At 41.4% G+C, this 16,925-nt stretch carries 17 protein-coding genes; 4 read left to right on the plus strand and 13 right to left on the minus strand.

Going from position 1 to position 16,925, the window contains the following annotated elements:
- The first annotated feature begins 528 nt into the window (after nt 1-528).
- A complete protein-coding gene (locus ACE01N_RS00225; protein ID WP_380583623.1) occupies nt 529-981 on the plus strand; it encodes a transposase in 453 nt (150 codons plus the stop codon).
- 208 nt (nt 982-1,189) lie between these two features.
- Here ACE01N_RS00225 and cobA read toward each other — a convergent pair whose 3' ends face one another.
- From cobA to aspS, 11 genes are all read right to left on the minus strand, one after another.
- Nucleotides 1,190-1,927 carry a uroporphyrinogen-III C-methyltransferase gene (cobA, locus tag ACE01N_RS00230; protein WP_380583625.1) on the minus strand — a complete coding sequence of 246 codons (738 nt, stop codon included), beginning with the start codon at nt 1,925-1,927 and terminating at the stop codon, nt 1,190-1,192.
- Nucleotides 1,924-2,748, minus strand: coding sequence for an SDR family oxidoreductase (locus tag ACE01N_RS00235; protein WP_380583627.1), 825 nt, complete (start codon nt 2,746-2,748; stop codon nt 1,924-1,926). The genes cobA and ACE01N_RS00235 overlap by 4 nt, the downstream gene beginning before the upstream one ends.
- A 40-nt stretch (nt 2,749-2,788) precedes the next feature.
- Complete coding sequence (gene cysI / locus ACE01N_RS00240) at nt 2,789-4,489, minus strand: assimilatory sulfite reductase (NADPH) hemoprotein subunit (RefSeq protein ID WP_380583629.1); 1,701 nt, start codon at nt 4,487-4,489, stop codon at nt 2,789-2,791.
- An 18-nt stretch (nt 4,490-4,507) separates the two neighbouring features.
- Complete coding sequence (locus tag ACE01N_RS00245; RefSeq protein WP_380583631.1) at nt 4,508-6,286, minus strand: assimilatory sulfite reductase (NADPH) flavoprotein subunit; 1,779 nt, start codon at nt 6,284-6,286, stop codon at nt 4,508-4,510.
- 8 nt (nt 6,287-6,294) lie between these two features.
- Complete coding sequence (locus tag ACE01N_RS00250) at nt 6,295-6,741, minus strand: precorrin-2 dehydrogenase/sirohydrochlorin ferrochelatase family protein (protein ID WP_380583633.1); 447 nt, start codon at nt 6,739-6,741, stop codon at nt 6,295-6,297.
- Between the two features lie 11 nt (nt 6,742-6,752).
- Nucleotides 6,753-7,010, minus strand: coding sequence for a DUF2061 domain-containing protein (locus ACE01N_RS00255; protein WP_380583635.1), 258 nt, complete (start codon nt 7,008-7,010; stop codon nt 6,753-6,755).
- A 480-nt stretch (nt 7,011-7,490) separates the two neighbouring features.
- Nucleotides 7,491-8,273, minus strand: coding sequence for a hypothetical protein (locus tag ACE01N_RS00260; RefSeq protein ID WP_380583637.1), 783 nt, complete (start codon nt 8,271-8,273; stop codon nt 7,491-7,493).
- A complete protein-coding gene (locus tag ACE01N_RS00265) occupies nt 8,270-8,854 on the minus strand; it encodes a nitroreductase family protein (RefSeq protein WP_380583639.1) in 585 nt (194 codons plus the stop codon). The genes ACE01N_RS00260 and ACE01N_RS00265 overlap by 4 nt, the downstream gene beginning before the upstream one ends.
- 107 nt (nt 8,855-8,961) lie before the next feature.
- Nucleotides 8,962-9,702, minus strand: a complete 741-nt coding sequence (locus tag ACE01N_RS00270) for a zinc ribbon domain-containing protein (RefSeq protein ID WP_375729464.1) — start codon at nt 9,700-9,702, stop codon at nt 8,962-8,964.
- Between the two features lie 4 nt (nt 9,703-9,706).
- Entirely contained in the window at nt 9,707-10,804 is a 1,098-nt protein-coding gene (locus tag ACE01N_RS00275; RefSeq protein ID WP_380583642.1) for a Nif3-like dinuclear metal center hexameric protein, read from the minus strand.
- Entirely contained in the window at nt 10,801-12,561 is a 1,761-nt protein-coding gene (aspS, locus tag ACE01N_RS00280; RefSeq protein ID WP_380583644.1) for an aspartate--tRNA ligase, read from the minus strand. The genes ACE01N_RS00275 and aspS overlap by 4 nt, the downstream gene beginning before the upstream one ends.
- A 221-nt stretch (nt 12,562-12,782) precedes the next feature.
- On the opposite strand from aspS, the gene ACE01N_RS00285 reads away from it, so the two are divergent.
- Together ACE01N_RS00285 and ACE01N_RS00290 are read left to right on the plus strand one after the other, a co-directional pair.
- Nucleotides 12,783-13,367 (plus strand): transposase, encoded by a 585-nt coding sequence (locus ACE01N_RS00285; protein ID WP_380583646.1) that lies wholly within the window; start codon nt 12,783-12,785, stop codon nt 13,365-13,367.
- 66 nt (nt 13,368-13,433) lie between these two features.
- Nucleotides 13,434-14,171, plus strand: coding sequence for a TrmH family RNA methyltransferase (locus tag ACE01N_RS00290; RefSeq protein ID WP_380583648.1), 738 nt, complete (start codon nt 13,434-13,436; stop codon nt 14,169-14,171).
- Between the two features lie 246 nt (nt 14,172-14,417).
- On the opposite strand, the gene ACE01N_RS00295 is transcribed toward ACE01N_RS00290, so the two are convergent.
- Both ACE01N_RS00295 and ACE01N_RS00300 read right to left on the minus strand, forming a co-directional pair.
- A complete protein-coding gene (locus ACE01N_RS00295; RefSeq protein ID WP_380583650.1) occupies nt 14,418-14,828 on the minus strand; it encodes a secondary thiamine-phosphate synthase enzyme YjbQ in 411 nt (136 codons plus the stop codon).
- 35 nt (nt 14,829-14,863) lie between these two features.
- The gene (locus ACE01N_RS00300) at nt 14,864-16,069 is read right to left on the minus strand and encodes an anaerobic sulfatase maturase (protein WP_380583652.1); all 1,206 of its coding nucleotides are present in this window, start codon (nt 16,067-16,069) and stop codon (nt 14,864-14,866) included.
- Between the two features lie 331 nt (nt 16,070-16,400).
- Between ACE01N_RS00300 and ACE01N_RS00305 the strand changes: the two genes are divergently transcribed.
- On the plus strand, nt 16,401-16,778 hold the full coding sequence (locus ACE01N_RS00305; RefSeq protein ID WP_380583654.1) for a hypothetical protein: 378 nt from the start codon (nt 16,401-16,403) through the stop codon (nt 16,776-16,778).
- The last annotated feature ends 147 nt before the right edge of the window (nt 16,779-16,925 follow it).

Raw genomic sequence — 16,925 nt, forward strand, 5'->3', positions numbered from 1 at the left:
AACCGTAAACGCACGTCCTTTTCATCCCATTCTGATGGAAATATACTTGTCATTCTTTTGCCCTTTCAGGGCAATGGAACTTTGATGATATTCTATACCGGGCCATGCCCGGTTCTAATGCTATAAGTCCTTCGGACTTTATTCAAGCTCGAAAATGTTATGGTGTAATTGCACCAAAGGTGCTTAAGCACAAACGCAGGGCACCACAATGTGTATCTATGCATGTTCTTATCATCCCATTCTGATAGAAATATACTTGTCATTTTTGTGCACTTTCAGGGCAATGGAACCGTGTTGAATATCGGTGCCGGGCAATGCACGGTGCTAATGCTATAAGTCCTTCGGACTTTATTCCAACACGTAAATGTTATGGTGTAATTGCACCGAAGGTGCTTAAGCATAAACGCAGGGCGAAGCCCTGTGTTTCCGAAGCTGAAAATCCTTCGCCCTGAAGGGGCATTAGAAGAATTTATCATTTCGCATTTATTTAATTCATAACTTTATATTCCTAACTCTAAACGAAATACCATGCCTCAATCATTATCCAAGGTCTATGTGCATATTACATTTAGTACCAAAAACAGAAAAGCATTGATAGATGAAGAAATTCAGAAAAGACTCTTCGATTACCTGGGTGGAATTTGTAAAGGACTTGAATGTAATCCTGTTCAAATTGGAGGATATAATGATCATATACACATCCTTTGCATTCTCTCAAGAAAGATTACACAAGCCATATTACTTGAAAAGCTAAAAAAAGAATCGTCAATTTGGATCAAGATCATTAATCCAAGATATGCATCATTTTACTGGCAAAATGGCTATGGCATCTTCTCTGTCAATCCATCAGGAGTAAAGGTTGTTACAGAATATATTCTAAATCAAAAAGAACATCATAAGACTCAAACATTTCAGGATGAATTAAGAGCATCTCTTGAGAAATACAATATTGAATATGATGAGAGATACTTATGGGATTAATTCTTTTGCCCCTTCAGGGCAATGAAACTTTGATGATATCCAATACCGGGCGATGCCCGGTGCTATTGCTATAAGTCCTTCAGACTTTATTCAAATACGAAAATGTATGTTGTAACTGCACCGAAGGTGCTTAAGCATAAACACAGGGCACCGCCCTGTGAATACCGAAGCTGAAAATCCTTCGCCCTGAAGGGGCATTAGAAAAGAATCAAATCATCCCTGTATTTCTTCCGATAATGACCAGGGTAGGTGTAGGCGGGTCTTCCTGGCTTAACAGCGTACTGACATCTGCAAGTGTCGTTGACAGATGAGACTGATCTTTCTGGGAAATCCGGCTCAGGATCTGAACCAGCAGGGATGAATCCACGCCTTTTTCGACCAGCTGCTGAGACAGCAACGGAAGCGTTTTTAATCCCATATACACTATCACCGGTGATCCGTTCTTCAGTACATTTGTTGTGGTTTCAATATCAGGAAATCCTTCACCTTTATCCTGTCCGGTATAAAACAGGATCAGATTATTTTTCCCACGTTCTGTTAAAGGGAGCGAAAAAAGGGACGAAGCAGCCACTCCTGCCGTTAATCCCGGAATGACCTCGTAATTCAGTCCGCATTCCTTACAAAACCTGATCTCCTCGGCACCACGGCCATAAACCATCGGATCACCTGCTTTTAACCGAATAATACGTTTATCCTGTGCAGCCCATATCAGAAATTCCCGATGGATGGCCTCCTGTCTCACATTCTGGTCCTGGCCGTCAGCAGCCGACTTTCCTACAAATTTTTTAATGGCGTCAGGCTTTGCCAGCTGCAACATTTCACTTCCCATAGAGGCGTCGTACAATATCACATCCGCTTCTTTCAGTCTCCTATGCGCTTTTACAGTCAGTAATTCCGGATCACCCGGACCGGCGCCAACAATGGATATCAGATGTCCGTCGGTCATGGTTCAATATCGTTAAGGTAATCCACCGGACTTTCGTAAACAAACCGGTAGCCCAGCCTTTTGATCAGCTTATCGCTACTCACAATTTTATAAGGCTCTTCTTTATCTGTAAAACCAGGTGCAGATAAACCACTTACCTCAGCAGCACGGGTATAAAACTCTTTTCGTGTTGGATGAACCGGACTGCTTGCATTGAAGATTTCATTCCAAACATTCTTTTCGATGATTTGCTGAATTATATTCACACAGTCGTCCTGGTGAATCAGGTTGACCGGTGTATGAGCCGGAACTTCCGATCTCCGCGAAAGGAAACGGGCAGGATTTCTGGTTCCGCCGATTAAGCCGCCAAAGCGAAGTATAGTTGATTGAAATTCCGTGTGAGCCAACAACATCAGTTCGGATTTCAGCAATGCTCTTCCACTTGCTTTTTCAGGTTCTCCTTCCTCTCCTTCCTTAACAATGGTCCCTTTGGATTCATATACGGATGTAGAGGAAATGAACACCACTTTTTGTATGGCGTATTCTTTCACTTTGTCAATTATTTGAGAAACCTGAGACGGAAAAACGGTTTCAATAGTATCGATGCGTTTAGGCGGAATGGAGATCATGAGCACATCGGCATCAAAAAATGCCGGATCATCCGCTTCAAGATATTCCGGATGAACCAACACGCGGTACGCATCAAAGCCGGCATCCTCAAGCTCTTCTACATGTGAAGGTGTAGCTGCTGAAACCCTGACGGTGTAACCGGCAACACTCAGTCTTTTAGCAACTGCTGTTCCCAGCCAGCCACAACCCAATATGGAAACTTTTTCTTTCATATTCTTTTCCTGCCTTTCATATTAAACAAAGATCAGGGCATTAATGCTTAAATTCTTTTCCTTCCTTAATCTCTTTAACATAATTTTTTCGGATCACAAAATCACCAAACTGCTCTCCGGTACGTCGTGCCTCAGAGAAATCCTTAATGATAAGATCCAATTCCGACAAAATGGTTTCCTCGGATATGGTTTCACGGTAAAGACTGTTAAGCCGGGATCCCACAAAATTACCTCCCAGGTAAAGATTATAATAGCCGGGAGATTTGCCGATGAGGCCAATTTCGGCAAGATATGGTCTGCCGCATCCATTGGGACAACCGGTCATGCGAATTACGATCTCCTTTTTAAACAGTCCGTATTTCTCAAGGATATGCTCAATTTTTGTGACAAGGTCAGGCAGGTAACGCTCCGCTTCCGCAAAAGCAAGCGGACAGGTTGGCAATGCCACGCAGGCAATAGAATTCTTGCGCAGACCCGATATATTTTCCGGTGATACCTTGTATTTTTTCAGAATCGCATTCACGGTTTCCTTTGACTTATCCGAAACGCCCGTTATAATGAGGTTCTGATTACCGGTCAGAATAAACTCACCATCAATGGTTTCCGCAACTTCGCGCAAGGCATCCTTAAGACGTTTATCGCCGGTGTTTTTCACGCGTCCTCCTTCCACAAAATAGGTCAGGTGCCACCTGCCATCTGTTCCTTTTCTCCAGCCGAAATTATCTCCGTTACGGGTTAGTTTATATGGCCTTGCCTCTTCCAGTTTATATCCCAACCGGTTTTCCACTTCCGAAACAAACCAATCCAGACCAAGGCGGTCAATCGTATATTTCAGTCGCGCCTGTTTGCGGTTTTTACGGTCCCCGTAATCCCTTTGAACGGTTAAAATTTTTTCAGCCACATCCAGTACCTGATCCGGTTTAACAAACCCGATGACATCTCCGGTTCGTGGATAGGTGCCTTCCATACCAAATGTTGACCCCAGACCACCCCCGACAACTACGTTATATCCGGCAATCTTATCTGTATCAGCAATGGCAATCAACCCTAAATCCTGTGAGAAAACATCACAATCGTTCTGGGGCGGAATAACAACACCAATTTTGAATTTACGGGGCAGATATCGCTTGCCATATAATGGTTCCACTTCATCCTTGCTGTCAGCCACCAGTTTTTTATCGAGCCAGATTTCGTGGTAAGCGCCCGTTTTAGGCATGAGATGCAGGCTTAACCGTTTGGCCAAATCGATCACCTCGGGATGCAGAATTGATTCCGCAGGATTGGCATGGCTCATCACGTTACGGTTCACATCGCCACATGCTGCGATGGTATCCATCAGGCTCTCATTCATCTTCTGAATGGTCGGTTTCAGGTTACGTTTTAAAACGCCATGTAACTGAAATGTCTGACGGGTGGTTAACTTTAGTGTTCCGTTGGCATACCGGTCAGAAATTGCATCCATCTTCAGCCACTGCTCCGGTGTAACCTTGCCGCCCGGCAGACGGAGACGGATTAAAAACGAATAAGCCGGTTCCAGCTTCTGCTGTTTACGTTCCTTTTCAATATCCCGGTCCGCCTGCTGATAAATGCCGTGAAACTTTGACACCTGCGTATCATCAGCTGCAATGGCTCCCGTAATCGGATCAGCCAGACTCTCTTTCAGTGTACCCCTCAGGTAATTACTGTCATATTTTATTTTTTCAACTTCGGAAAGTTCTTCCCATTTTATGTTATCGCTCATTATCAAAGGTTTTTTCAATTAATACACATCGGTTTGGAACCGTTTTTCTTTTTTCAGCTGCTTCACATAGGCCTGTGCCTCTTCTATGTTTTTACCTCCCTGATCCTGAATAATATCCAGCAGTGTTCTGTTGACATCCTTTGCCATATGTTTCATATCGCCACAGAGGTAAAGATGGGCACCGTTTTCCAGCCATTCATAAACTTCCTTCTGTTGCTCCTTCAGCCGGTGTTGTACATAATGCTTCTCCTTCTGATCCCTTGAAAAAGCCACATCCATACGTTCAAGATGATTTGATTTCAGTAGTTTCTGCCACTCAACCTGGTAAAGAAAATCGGATTGAAATCTGCGTTCGCCAAAGAAGAGCCATGTATTTCCTTTTTTACCCTGACTTTCACGATGCTGCAGGAATGCCCTATACGGGGCAACGCCTGTTCCGGCGCCTACCATAATGATTTTAGCGCCATTTGCAGGCAGTTTAAATGCCGGGTTCTTTTCAATGTAGAGCGGGATTTTCTCATCCAACACCACATGATCAGCCAGATGAGTGGAACATGCTCCCAGCCGGTCCCTGTCTTTTCGTGTATAGCGCACAATGGCAATGGTGGCATGAACCTCTTCTCCAACACTTTCCTGACTGGATGAAATAGAATATAACCTTGGCGGCAGAGGCCGCAACAGATCCACCAATTCCTGAGCTTCCCAATTGTAAGGAAAGTCTTCCAACAGATCAAGAAGATCCGTTCCGTATAAGAACTCTTCCAGAATTTTACTATTATCCAACACTTCCTTCAGTGCTTCATTTTGCGTTTTATTATAATATTTCTGAAGAATATCCATTGACAGGACCGTGATCTCAAGGTGATAGGTCAGGGCATCAATCAGAGTTACCTCACCAAGCTTCAGGTTTACTTTTTGTCCGGGATCAAGGCTGGAATGATTCAGAATCCTCTCCACAAGAAGATTTGGATTCCTGGTAAAGATTCCCACCGAATCACCCGGTTCATAGGATAACCCGGAACCTTCCAGAGACAATTCGAAATGATATACTTCCTTATCCGAATCCCGACCTGTGATCTTCACTTTTTCAAGCACCGGAGCCAAGAAAGGATGCTTTTTTGAATATTCAGATGTTGCCTGTGTCTTTCCTTGATTAGTTTCAAATACGCCCGGAGCAGATGGTTTCAGTTTCTGAACCAGTGTATCAACCCATGTTGTTGCATCGTCTTCATAATCCACATCGCATTTTACAAGTGGTGTCAGGTTTTGAGCACCCAACTTTTCGAAGGCATTGTATATGTCCTCTCCTGTTTTACAGAAAAAACGGTAAGACTTATCGCCAAGCGCCAGCACCCCGAATTTTACATGCTTCAGTTCCGGAGCCCTTCTACCGGTTATAAACGAATAAAAATCTTCAGCCATATCGGGTGGTTCGCCTTCGCCATGTGTGCTCACGATAACGGCTACATGCTCTTCGTCCTTCAGAGATTTTGGCTTATAGTCATACAAACTAACAAGGTTCACCACTGCTCCGTTTTCTCCGGCTTTCTTTGCCAGCTCTTCAGCTACTTTTTGAGACTTTCCCGTTTCTGTGCCATACAAAACCGTAAGCCTTGCTTTTTGATGTGTTACTACGGTCGCCGCATCAACTGTGTTATCAGATTTAATACCTGTTGCTGCCAGCCGGCCTTCCAGATATCCGCTGATCCAGAACAACTGGTTCGGGCTCAGCTCCTCCACCAGCTGATTAAAGGCTTTTAGCTGGTTTTCATTTAATGGATTTGATTTTATGCTCATTATTATTTTTATTCAATAGTTAGTTCGTCCCGGATCTTGTTTCGTATCCGGATGGATTCATATACATCTTTGCCGTTTGAACTTACTGCGACTGAGATATTTCCAGTTCTGTGGATGGCCGGTGAAATAAACTGGCATAGGTCAGGTTTATCATGAATGTTGACTAAAACACCTGCCTCGTTACCATCTATTACGATCTGTTGATCCAGTACATCGTTATTGGTACAGGAATACAGCATCAGATAACCCTGTAAATACGATTTGTCATAATTCGTTTCAAAATACTTCACGCCGGTCTGTTTAATCTCATCACAGATAAATCTGGCCAGAACTTCGACTTCGGCACCATAGCGATGAAGTATCTTAAGCTTTTTATATGCACTCTGATCTCCTCCTATGATAAGGATTCTTTGGTTTGCAATATCTATAGCTATGGGTAAGAAATTATGCTCCATGTTAATCGTTTTTATATTTCATAGTCAATGGGTGTTTCCTTTGCTCTTCCAAAATTGATCCTGCTCCAGGCTCGCTCATGGAAAAAGTACAAGGCCATTTTGGTAAAAACCTCCAAGCCTCCAATGGCCATGGCAAAATGCACATCGCCTATAATAAAATACGAAATGATAATGGTATCAATTGTTCCCAGCGTGCGCCACGATATTGTTTTCACAATACTTCTGCTTCTCTTCTCTACGATCCTGACACTCTCAAGTTTTTTTGGCATAAACGTTTTGTTTAAAATTTTTCTTTTGTTCTTTACAAAGTAACCCTGCGGTCACCTGAAAATCTGAAAACAATAAAAAAGGCCCTCCCGCGGTAGCAGAAGGGCCTATAATTAAAATTATTCGCTTACTATATATTTTTATCCTTCCGCATAACATAACCGTTACAACACATACACATTATATATGCCATCATGGTTACTTTTATGTCAGAAGAATTTTTAATCATTATAATGCTGAAATATGATATTTGTCACTTTTTCATCGGCAAATATAGAGCAATAATTTTTTAAACCAAGTATTTTTTTATTCAATCTAAATTAGTGTTTATTCACAGAATCCTTATAAATACTAACAACCAATAAGTTTTAGAATTATAAATCAGTACAATAAGTCGCACATTAAGTATTTCACAGAACGCAAAAAAAATCCATTTAAAACCCCTTATTTAAATAATCCAGTGATAGAATTTTGGAATCCGGTTAATAGTTTTTTGGAATTTTGATCTCCTCATCAAGTAACGTATCCTCAATCTCAATTACATTCTTTTTTGCCTTATTTTCTAACTGCATAGCTTTAATTATAGACCGAAGATAGTTTTCTTCCTCCTGGGTTGTTATTTTTCCCAAATCCAGGGCTAATCCTTTTTCCCTTAATCCGGCCAGGTATTCCTTCGTTTCTGGCACCACTGTAAAAAAGTTTACACCAACCATCTGACCAGGGCTCAGCATTTGTTTGTATTCCACATCCATGCGGTGTTTTTCGATGGTCATTTTCTGATTCATCTCATTATCCATCTTTGTCGCCGGTAAAAGTCCCTGGTAGGCTGACATTTTAAGGTTACGTTCTGCATATGCCTGTTCCTTTGCCTGTTTTACCGGATCAATGGCGACCAGAACGTCAAGGCTGTAATACCGCGGAACAATCACTACTTCGGAAAGCATTGTTGCAACAGGAGAAAGATATACACCCATCAGGTAATCGTTATTGGCGAGGGAATCATCCAGCGTAACAATCAGATCTTTATAACCCAGATAACTAAAAATGATGGTATCTCCGACAGCGGCTTTAACTCTGAACTTTCCGCCAGGTTGTAGTCCATATGTATGATGCCCTTTAAAATAGACCGCATCATCAAGCGTTTCTAATGTAATACGGTCGAACACTGTACCGGTAAAGGTGAGTGAATCAGTTCCATTTTGCGCTTTAAGAGCACCAGTCAGACAAAGCATTAAAGCTGCAAGGAAATATAACCGTTTCTTCATGGCGTATCATTTTTGGTTAAAATTAATTCTTTCAACGGACGTTTGGGCACGTGATGCACATGCTTGTCATCGCGCCAGTATTTAATATCTCCATTTTGAATCTCATCAATTACAACAGTTTCAATTGGTTTTCCCAAAGCGATAAGATACAGTGCTTCATAATTTTCTCCGGGATTAAACATCTCAAGCAAAGCCTGTTTACTGAACGAGCCGATGATACAACCGCCGAGGCCTTTCTCTGAAGCACCAAGCATAATAGTCTGTATGGCCAGACCATCATCACAATAAAGATTGGAAGTCAGATCGCGATCCTTAAGCACCAGGATATAGGCTGAAGGACGTTCACCAGATACAGGACCATTCCAGTCTTTCAGATATCCCGCCCAGGCTGTATTTGGGAATATGGCATCACAGGTCTCTTTATCCGAAACAATAATATAGCGTAACACCTGTTGATTTCTTGCCGAAGGTGCCAACCGTGTCAGTTCCACCAGTGCTTCCAGCTCTGCTTCCGGAATCCTGTATGATTCATCAAACCGTCTGTAACTCCTGGTTCTGAGTAAAAGCTCCCTAAGATTCATGTGCTGTAAATCATTTTGCTGTTTTCAACCTAAATTTAATCAAAATCACTGCATAAAAAAAGGTAACCGTTCCCGATTACCCTTCTGTCAATATAGTTTTAAGTCTTTTAACTTTCTTTCAATTCGTTATCAACCAGAATACGTCCACAATATTCGCATACAATAACTTTTTTGTGCTGTTTGATATCCAACTGCCTTTGAGGTGGAATTTTGTTGAAACAACCGCCACAAGCATCACGTTCAACAGTAACAACGGCCAAACCGTTACGTGCGTTTCTACGAATACGTTTGAATGCTGTCAGTAAACGAGATTCAATATTTGTTTCAATTTGCTGAGCTTTATCGCGAAGACTTTCTTCATCAACTTTTGTTTCATTGACAATCTCGTTCAACTCGCCTTTTTTAGCTTCCAGATCTTCGTTCCGCTCTTTCAGTTCTGTTTCAGCACCTTCAACACTCTCCTTTTTCTGCCCTATTTCAGCAGTAAATTCCTTAATGCGTTTTTCAAAAAGCTCTATCTCCAAACCCTGAAACTCAATCTCTTTCGACAAAGAATCGTACTCACGGTTGTTACGTACATTATTCTGCTGCTCTGTGTATTTTTCGATCAGCATTTTTGCTTCTTCTATCTCATTTTTCTTGGTCGAAATTGCTGTCTCAAGCTCTTCAATATCCTCTTTGTATTTGGAAATACGTGTTTCCAGACCCGCGATATCATCCTCAAGATCCTGAACTTCCAGTGGCAACTCACCACGAAGCGTACGAATCTTATCTATGTCGGACATTACGAGTTGAAGGTCAAATAACGCTTTTAACCTCTCTTCAACGGTCATTACTTTCTCTGCCATGTTGTTACAGATATTTAATTGGATTTGTATTTACTTCCGATAATCGGACTGCAAATTTAGAAAAATTTTTCTGAAGTAGTTCTCCAAAAACTTCTTTTACAAATTGTTCACTTTCAAAGTGTCCTATATCAGCCAGAATTATTCTGTTTTCTGCCTTAAAAAAATCGTGATATTTAATTTCCCCGGTAATGAAAACATCTGCTTTCGCCCTTATGGCATCGCTAATAAGGAACGATCCGGCACCTCCGCAAACCGCTATTTTCTGAACCGGTCCATCCAAAAACGTTGTATGTCTTACCACAGACACATTTAACGTTTTTTTCAGCATGTTAAAGAAATCGGAAGCCGGCAAAGGTTCATTCAATTCCCCAATCATACCGATTCCGGCACCATTCCAGGTGTTTTTCAGAGGAAACACATCATAAGCCACTTCTTCGTACGGATGTGACCTGATCATAGCTGCCACCACTTTGTGTTGCATAAAGCCCGGCAAAACCGTTTCGATCCGAACCTCCTTTTCAACGTGCAACTGATCTTTTTCGCCTACAAACGGATTAGTTCCTTCCAAAGCCCGGAATGTTCCTTCTCCTGTCAGATTATAACTACAACAATCGTAGTTGCCAATGTGTCCGGCTCCGGCATCAAAAATGGCCTGTCGTACTTTTTCCGCATGATCGGAAGGAACAAATGTGACCAGTTTTACCAATGCATCGTTCATTGGAGAAAGTGTCCGGCAGTTCTTCAACTTAAGCAGATCACAAAATTTTTGGTTCAGACCGTTAACTGCTGCATCAGTGTTGGTATGGCTGGCATAAATGGCAATATCGTTTTTAATGGCTGTAATCAGGCACTTTTCAATATCGTTTTTGCCGGCTATTTTTTTAAGACCTGAGAAGATGAACGGATGATGGGCCACAATCATATTCAAATTGTGTTGCATGGCTTCCTCCAGCACTTCGGATGTTACATCCAGTGTCACCAGAACACCCCTGACATTCATATCCGGATCTCCTACAAGCAAGCCGGCATTATCGTAACTCTCCTGCAGTGCCAACGGAGCAAAAGCCTCCAGTACATCTGTTATCTCTCTGACTTTAATCACGCTTTTGGTTTTAGATTCAGTGCTATGCTGAGTTCATCGAGCTGAGTCTGTGCCACTTTCGAAGGTGAATCTATCATCACATCGCGGGCAGCATTATTTTTCGGGAAGGCAATCACATCACGGATAGAATCGAGTCCGGCAAACATCGAAACCAAACGATCGAAACCAAATGCGATACCACCGTGGGGTGGTGCTCCGTATTTAAATGCATTCATCAGGAATCCAAACTGAGCTTTGGCCTCTTCCTTAGTGAACCCAAGGGCATCGAACATTTTTTGCTGCAGGTCTTCGTTATGAATCCTGATAGACCCCCCACCAATTTCAACACCATTGATCACAAGGTCGTATGCGTTAGCCCGAACCCTTCCCGGATCGCTGTTAATATATTCCGCATCTTCCTTTTTAGGCGATGTGAACGGATGGTGCATGGCATAAAAGCGTTGTGTTTCCTCATCCCATTCAAACAGCGGAAAATCAACCACCCAAAGTGGCGAAAACGTATTTTTATCACGCAATCCCAAACGGCTTCCCATTTCGAGGCGAAGCTCATTCAATGCCGTCAATGTTCTTTTGCGGTCACCGGCCAGAATTAAAACCAAATCGCCAGGTTTAGCCCCGAATTGTTCACCCCATGTTTTCAGATCCTCTTCACTGTAAAACTTGTCAACAGATGACTTAATAGTGCCATCCGGGTTAAACTTCACGTAAACCAGACCTTTGGCACCTATCTGCGGTTTTTTTACAAAATCGGTCAGCTGATCCAGTTGCTTCCTGGTATATTCGGCACATCCTTCAGCACAAATTCCACCCACATATTCCACATTGTCGAACACCACAAATCCTTTTCCCTGAACCAGACTGGTCAACTCCTTAAACTTCATTTCAAAACGTGTATCCGGTTTATCGGAACCATAACTGGTCATGGCTTCATCGTAAGACATTCTAGGGAAACTATACGACATATCAATGCCTTTAATAGCTTTGAAAAGATGCTTAGTCAATCCCTCAAACGTATCCAGAATATCCTGCTGTTCCACGAAAGACATCTCGCAGTCAATCTGTGTAAATTCAGGCTGGCGGTCAGCCCTCAGATCTTCATCCCTGAAACATTTTACAATCTGGAAATAACGGTCGTAACCGGCCACCATCAACAACTGCTTAAAGGTCTGTGGACTTTGAGGCAAGGCATAAAACTGTCCCTCATTCACACGGGATGGCACGATAAAGTCACGTGCACCTTCCGGTGTGGATTTAATCAGTACCGGTGTCTCCACTTCTATAAACTGCTGTTCATCCATATAACGGCGTGTTTCAAAAGCCATTTTATGACGCAGCATAAGATTCTCCTTTAAAGGTTCCCGGCGTAAATCCAGGTAACGGTATTTCATGCGCAGTTCGTCACCACCATCAGTATCACGTTGAATGGTAAATGGTGGAACATCTGACTGATTCAGAACAGATAGCTTATTAACGATGATCTCAATGTCACCGGTTGGTATTTTATTGTTTTTATTGCTTCGTTCCTGAACAGTCCCTTCAATCCGGATCACAAATTCGCGTCCAAGTTTCCGGGCCGATTCGCATAACGTCTTATTGGTATCCATATCAAAAACCAACTGGGTAATGCCATAACGGTCGCGCAAATCCACGAAAGTCATGCCACCCAGATCACGGGTACGCTGCACCCATCCTGCAAGGGTAACATTCTGGTTTACATGGTCTAATCTGAGTTCTCCACAAGTGTGTGTTCTGTACATTGAAATACGGTTTAAAAATGTCGAACAAAGATAACTGAATCCTCAGAATTAGAAAAATAGTTTTTATCATGGTTTCTATGGTTAGTGAGGGCTTCGCTTTAAGGTGTAGTCACCGGGTGAATACTTTAAGTCTTGGTTATAATCACCCGGTGACTAAGAGGAGAAAAATTTGCCCCTTCAATTAAACATTCTTATATTGAACATACCTTAAATCTAATATCATGCAATTCGAAAACGAAAACATTTACCACATTTACAACCAAGGCAATAACAGACAACAAATTTTCTTCACAAGAGATAATTACATGTTTTTTCTTCAAAAGATAAAAGATTATATTCTCCCTTTTTCTGACATCCTTGCCTGGTGTTTAATGCCAAACCATTTTCATCTGATGATATATGTAAATAAGGCAAAATTAGACTTCATTAACCAAAATATTAATCGAACCAGAACATTGAACCAGTCGTTAGCAATAATGCTACGCTCCTATACCCGCGCAATAAATTTACAGGAAAACAGAACCGGATCACTTTTCAGAGAAAGGACTAAGGCACTTTGTCTGACGAGAAATACAGAGCTAACTCCTTCTTATTTCAATTCTGAATTTGGCACAGTGCTAAATATTGATATGCCTGAATTAAATTATGTTCAGGTTTGTTTTGAATACATTTATAAAAATCCTATTAAGGCAGGGCTTGTAAATGCACCTGAGGATTGGGAATTTACATCCTATTTGGATTTTACCGGAATAAGAAACTGGCAACTTATAAATAGGAAAAGAATTGAAGAGTTTATTACCTGTTAGTCACCGGGTGAATACATTACATCTTGGTTATAATCACCCGGTGACTAAATAAACTTATATTTGTACATGCTTTCTAAATCACAAATAAAGTATTACCGCTCTCTGGGGCTGAAAAAGAACAGGGACAATGAACAGGTTTTTATAGCAGAAGGACCTAAACTGGTGCTTGATCTGCTGCCATATTTTAAGCCAGAAAGTATCTTTATTGAACACAAATTCGAAGAAGATTTTAAAGGGTTTAAGGCAGAAGTTGTTGAAGAATCCGATATTCAGAAGATCTCTCTCCAAAAAAATCCACAGGGTGTTTTTGCCGTATTTAAATACAAACGTACTGACTTATCACTTTGCGATCCCGGCAAAGAATTAATCCTGGCATTGGATGATATTCAGGATCCGGGAAACCTCGGAACCATTATTCGAGTCTGCGACTGGTTCGGAATTATAAATATTGTCTGTTCCAAAGGAACAGTGGATGTTTATAACCCTAAAGTGGTTCAGTCCAGCATGGGCGCATTGGGAAGGATAAATATTCATTATACTGACCTGACAGACTTTCTACGGATTTCGGGAGCACCTGTTTACGGCACATTTCTGGAGGGAGAGGATGTATACTCTTCTGATCTTACTTCGAACGGAATTATTGTAATGGGAAACGAAGGTAACGGAATTTCGGATGCTGTATCAGACCTGGTTACACATAAACTTTATATTCCTCCATATCCCGGGAATTCACAAACTTCTGAATCACTGAATGTGGCGACAGCAACAGCCATTGTGTGCTCGGAGTTCAGAAGGAGAATTTGAGTTTCCCGCAGATAATGCAGATTAGATTTTAAATTCTAGTATTATGTAACGTATGAAATGACGCATGTTTTTATTGCTGCGCTTACCCTTTAATTCCCTACAGGGTCCACCAAACATATTAATCATTTTTATCCAAAACAGATACCTTAAGTAACTTCTCTAACAGTAGCTATATGATTTCAAGCGTTGTCCCCTGATACCACAAAATTTATTTCTGCGATCATCTGCGAAATCTGCGGGAGAAAGCTATGAATAAATCGTTGCCACTAATCTTCTGGCGCCGCCATAGTTACGAAATTCACAGAGATAGATTCCCTGCCACGTTCCAAGGTTCAACCGGTGATTTTTAATAGGAACCGTTACAGATGGCCCTATTAGAGATGATTTTACATGCGCAGGCATGTCATCACTCCCTTCCAGTGTATGGGTATAATACGGCTCATCCTCAGGTACAATATGGTTCATAATCTGCTCAAAGTCGTAACGCACTGAAGAATCAGCGTTTTCATTTAATGACAAAGCAGCAGATGTATGTTTTATAAACAAATGTAGTAATCCGGTCTCCGGTAATGCGTCTAAATGACGTAACACTTCAGTTGTGACCAAATGAAATCCCCTTGATTTATTTCCGAGTGTAAATTCTTTTTGAGTAACCATATCTGTATAATTCTTATCCGGGCAAAAAGTTTAAATCAGGAGAAATCTCCGAATGCATTATAGGTATTGCTGTTGGACTGTTGTTGTTGCTGTTGGGCATCCATTTTTGCCTGATCCACCTTCCATTTCCCGGCCAGTTCTCTTAAAAACGGATCGGCATGTTCAAAAAAGGTGATGTATGACCGACAAAACCGTGGCATTCCATTGTCTCTGGGATCCTTTATCCTATCCTTTGTACATCCTCCATAGCAATATTTTTTCCAATGACAGACCTGGCATTTCCGGGGAAGTTTGGTTTTCATCAGGCCGAACTGAGTTTGCTTTTTAGAGTTGAGCATATCAATCAGTCGGTCCCCTTCCATAATATTGCCCAGTTTCCATTTGGGTTCCACAAAAAAATCGCAGGAATATACATCGCCATTGTGTTCCACGGCAGTATACACACCACATTCCGGCCGCAAGGTGCACTCAGGGGCCTCATATCCAACATAAGGATAAAATACCGAATCAAAATCGCGGATGTGCGTTGTTGGTTGTCCATCCACAAAATCTGCCTTCCAGAGATCAAAGAGCTCCACCATAAAATCACCGTATTGCTCTGCTGTAAGTGAGAATGGGGCAGATTTACGCGGATTATCCTTGTCCGTCTCCACAATGGGGATAAACTGCATCCAACTGATTCCAAGATCTTTATAATAGTTATAGAGTGCTTCGGCATATCCCGAGCTGTAACTGGTAATGCAGCACATGGCATTTACCTCCACGCCTTTGCGAAGCAACATTCTGGCCTTTTCTTCTACAATGGCATGCGACGGTTTGCTGTTTGGGGTCAGCCGGTACCTGTTATGAATATATTCAGGTCCATCCAGACTTAATCCGACCAGCCAGTTATATTCATTCAGAAAATCAGCCCATCGTTCATCCAGCAATAATCCATTGGTCTGTAGTCCATTCCCCACATTTTTCCCAAAACCGTATTTCTTCTCATATTCCATGGCTTTGCGGTAAAATTCCAGTCCCATCAAAGTCGGTTCGCCACCCTGCCAGTTTATGGATATAGACTGACCTGACTGCTGCATAACCTGTTTGATCAGCATTTCCAATACCTCGTCGCTCATTCGGTGCGTTTGGGTTTGTGTAAATAACTGCTCCTTTTCGAGATAGAAACAATACGTACATCCCAGATTGCAATCCGGACCGGCAGGTTTGATCAAAACAGATTCCAGTGGTTTAAATGCCATATTAAATGATTTTCCTCAAAAGTAATAAAAACTAAACAGGTTACAGATTATAAAAGACAGGTTAAGATTCTGAATGGTCAGTTGATCAGATATCAGACAGATATTTAGTATAAGTAAAAAAACTTCATTTATGCATGGATACCTGGGAAAACAATAGTTATTCCGGGTCTGTTTTCTATTGGTTCAGTTACTTCCTGATGTCGAATAAATATCTTAACTTTATGGTTGTCAAGATAAAACCAAAATATTACCGTATTTATGAAATGTCCCTCTTAACAGGCTTTTGAGTTACTCATGTTTTGCAAAACATATAACCCTAATTTTGATAAACATGAACTTTTCATTAAAAACAGATCATACCAACAAGCTGATACGATATAAGCATTCCGGAGTTATCAGAAAAGAAGATATCGGTTTAGCATGGGATGAATTACTGAAAATTACCGAATTCACAAGCCAGAGATACAACCTACTATCGGACTACTCCGACTCGAAAATAACCGGTACTATCAGTGAAATTGATGATATAATTGACATATTATCCAACCTCAAAGAAATTCTGAAAGGGAAAAAACAGGCTTTACTTGTCGATGATCCAGTCAGCACAGCATTATCCCTCTTTTTTGAAAACAGAGTACTGGATGAAGTAGGATTTATTGTTCGTGTTTTTTCAACAGAAGAAGAAGCGCTGAAATGGCTGACAACGTAAACTTACAGCATTATTCCGTTTTTCCTTATAAACACTTTAACAAAAGATGCAATCATACATATTCGATGATTGTAAATAATTAATTACTTTTAGAAATTATATTTAGACTGAACGCTCCTGTCAAAAACAGAATATTATGATTAACCT

It is taken from the genome of Quyinboa ferrireducens (assembly GCF_042436675.1).
Classification (GTDB): domain Bacteria; phylum Bacteroidota; class Bacteroidia; order Bacteroidales; family UBA5342; genus JBHJHP01.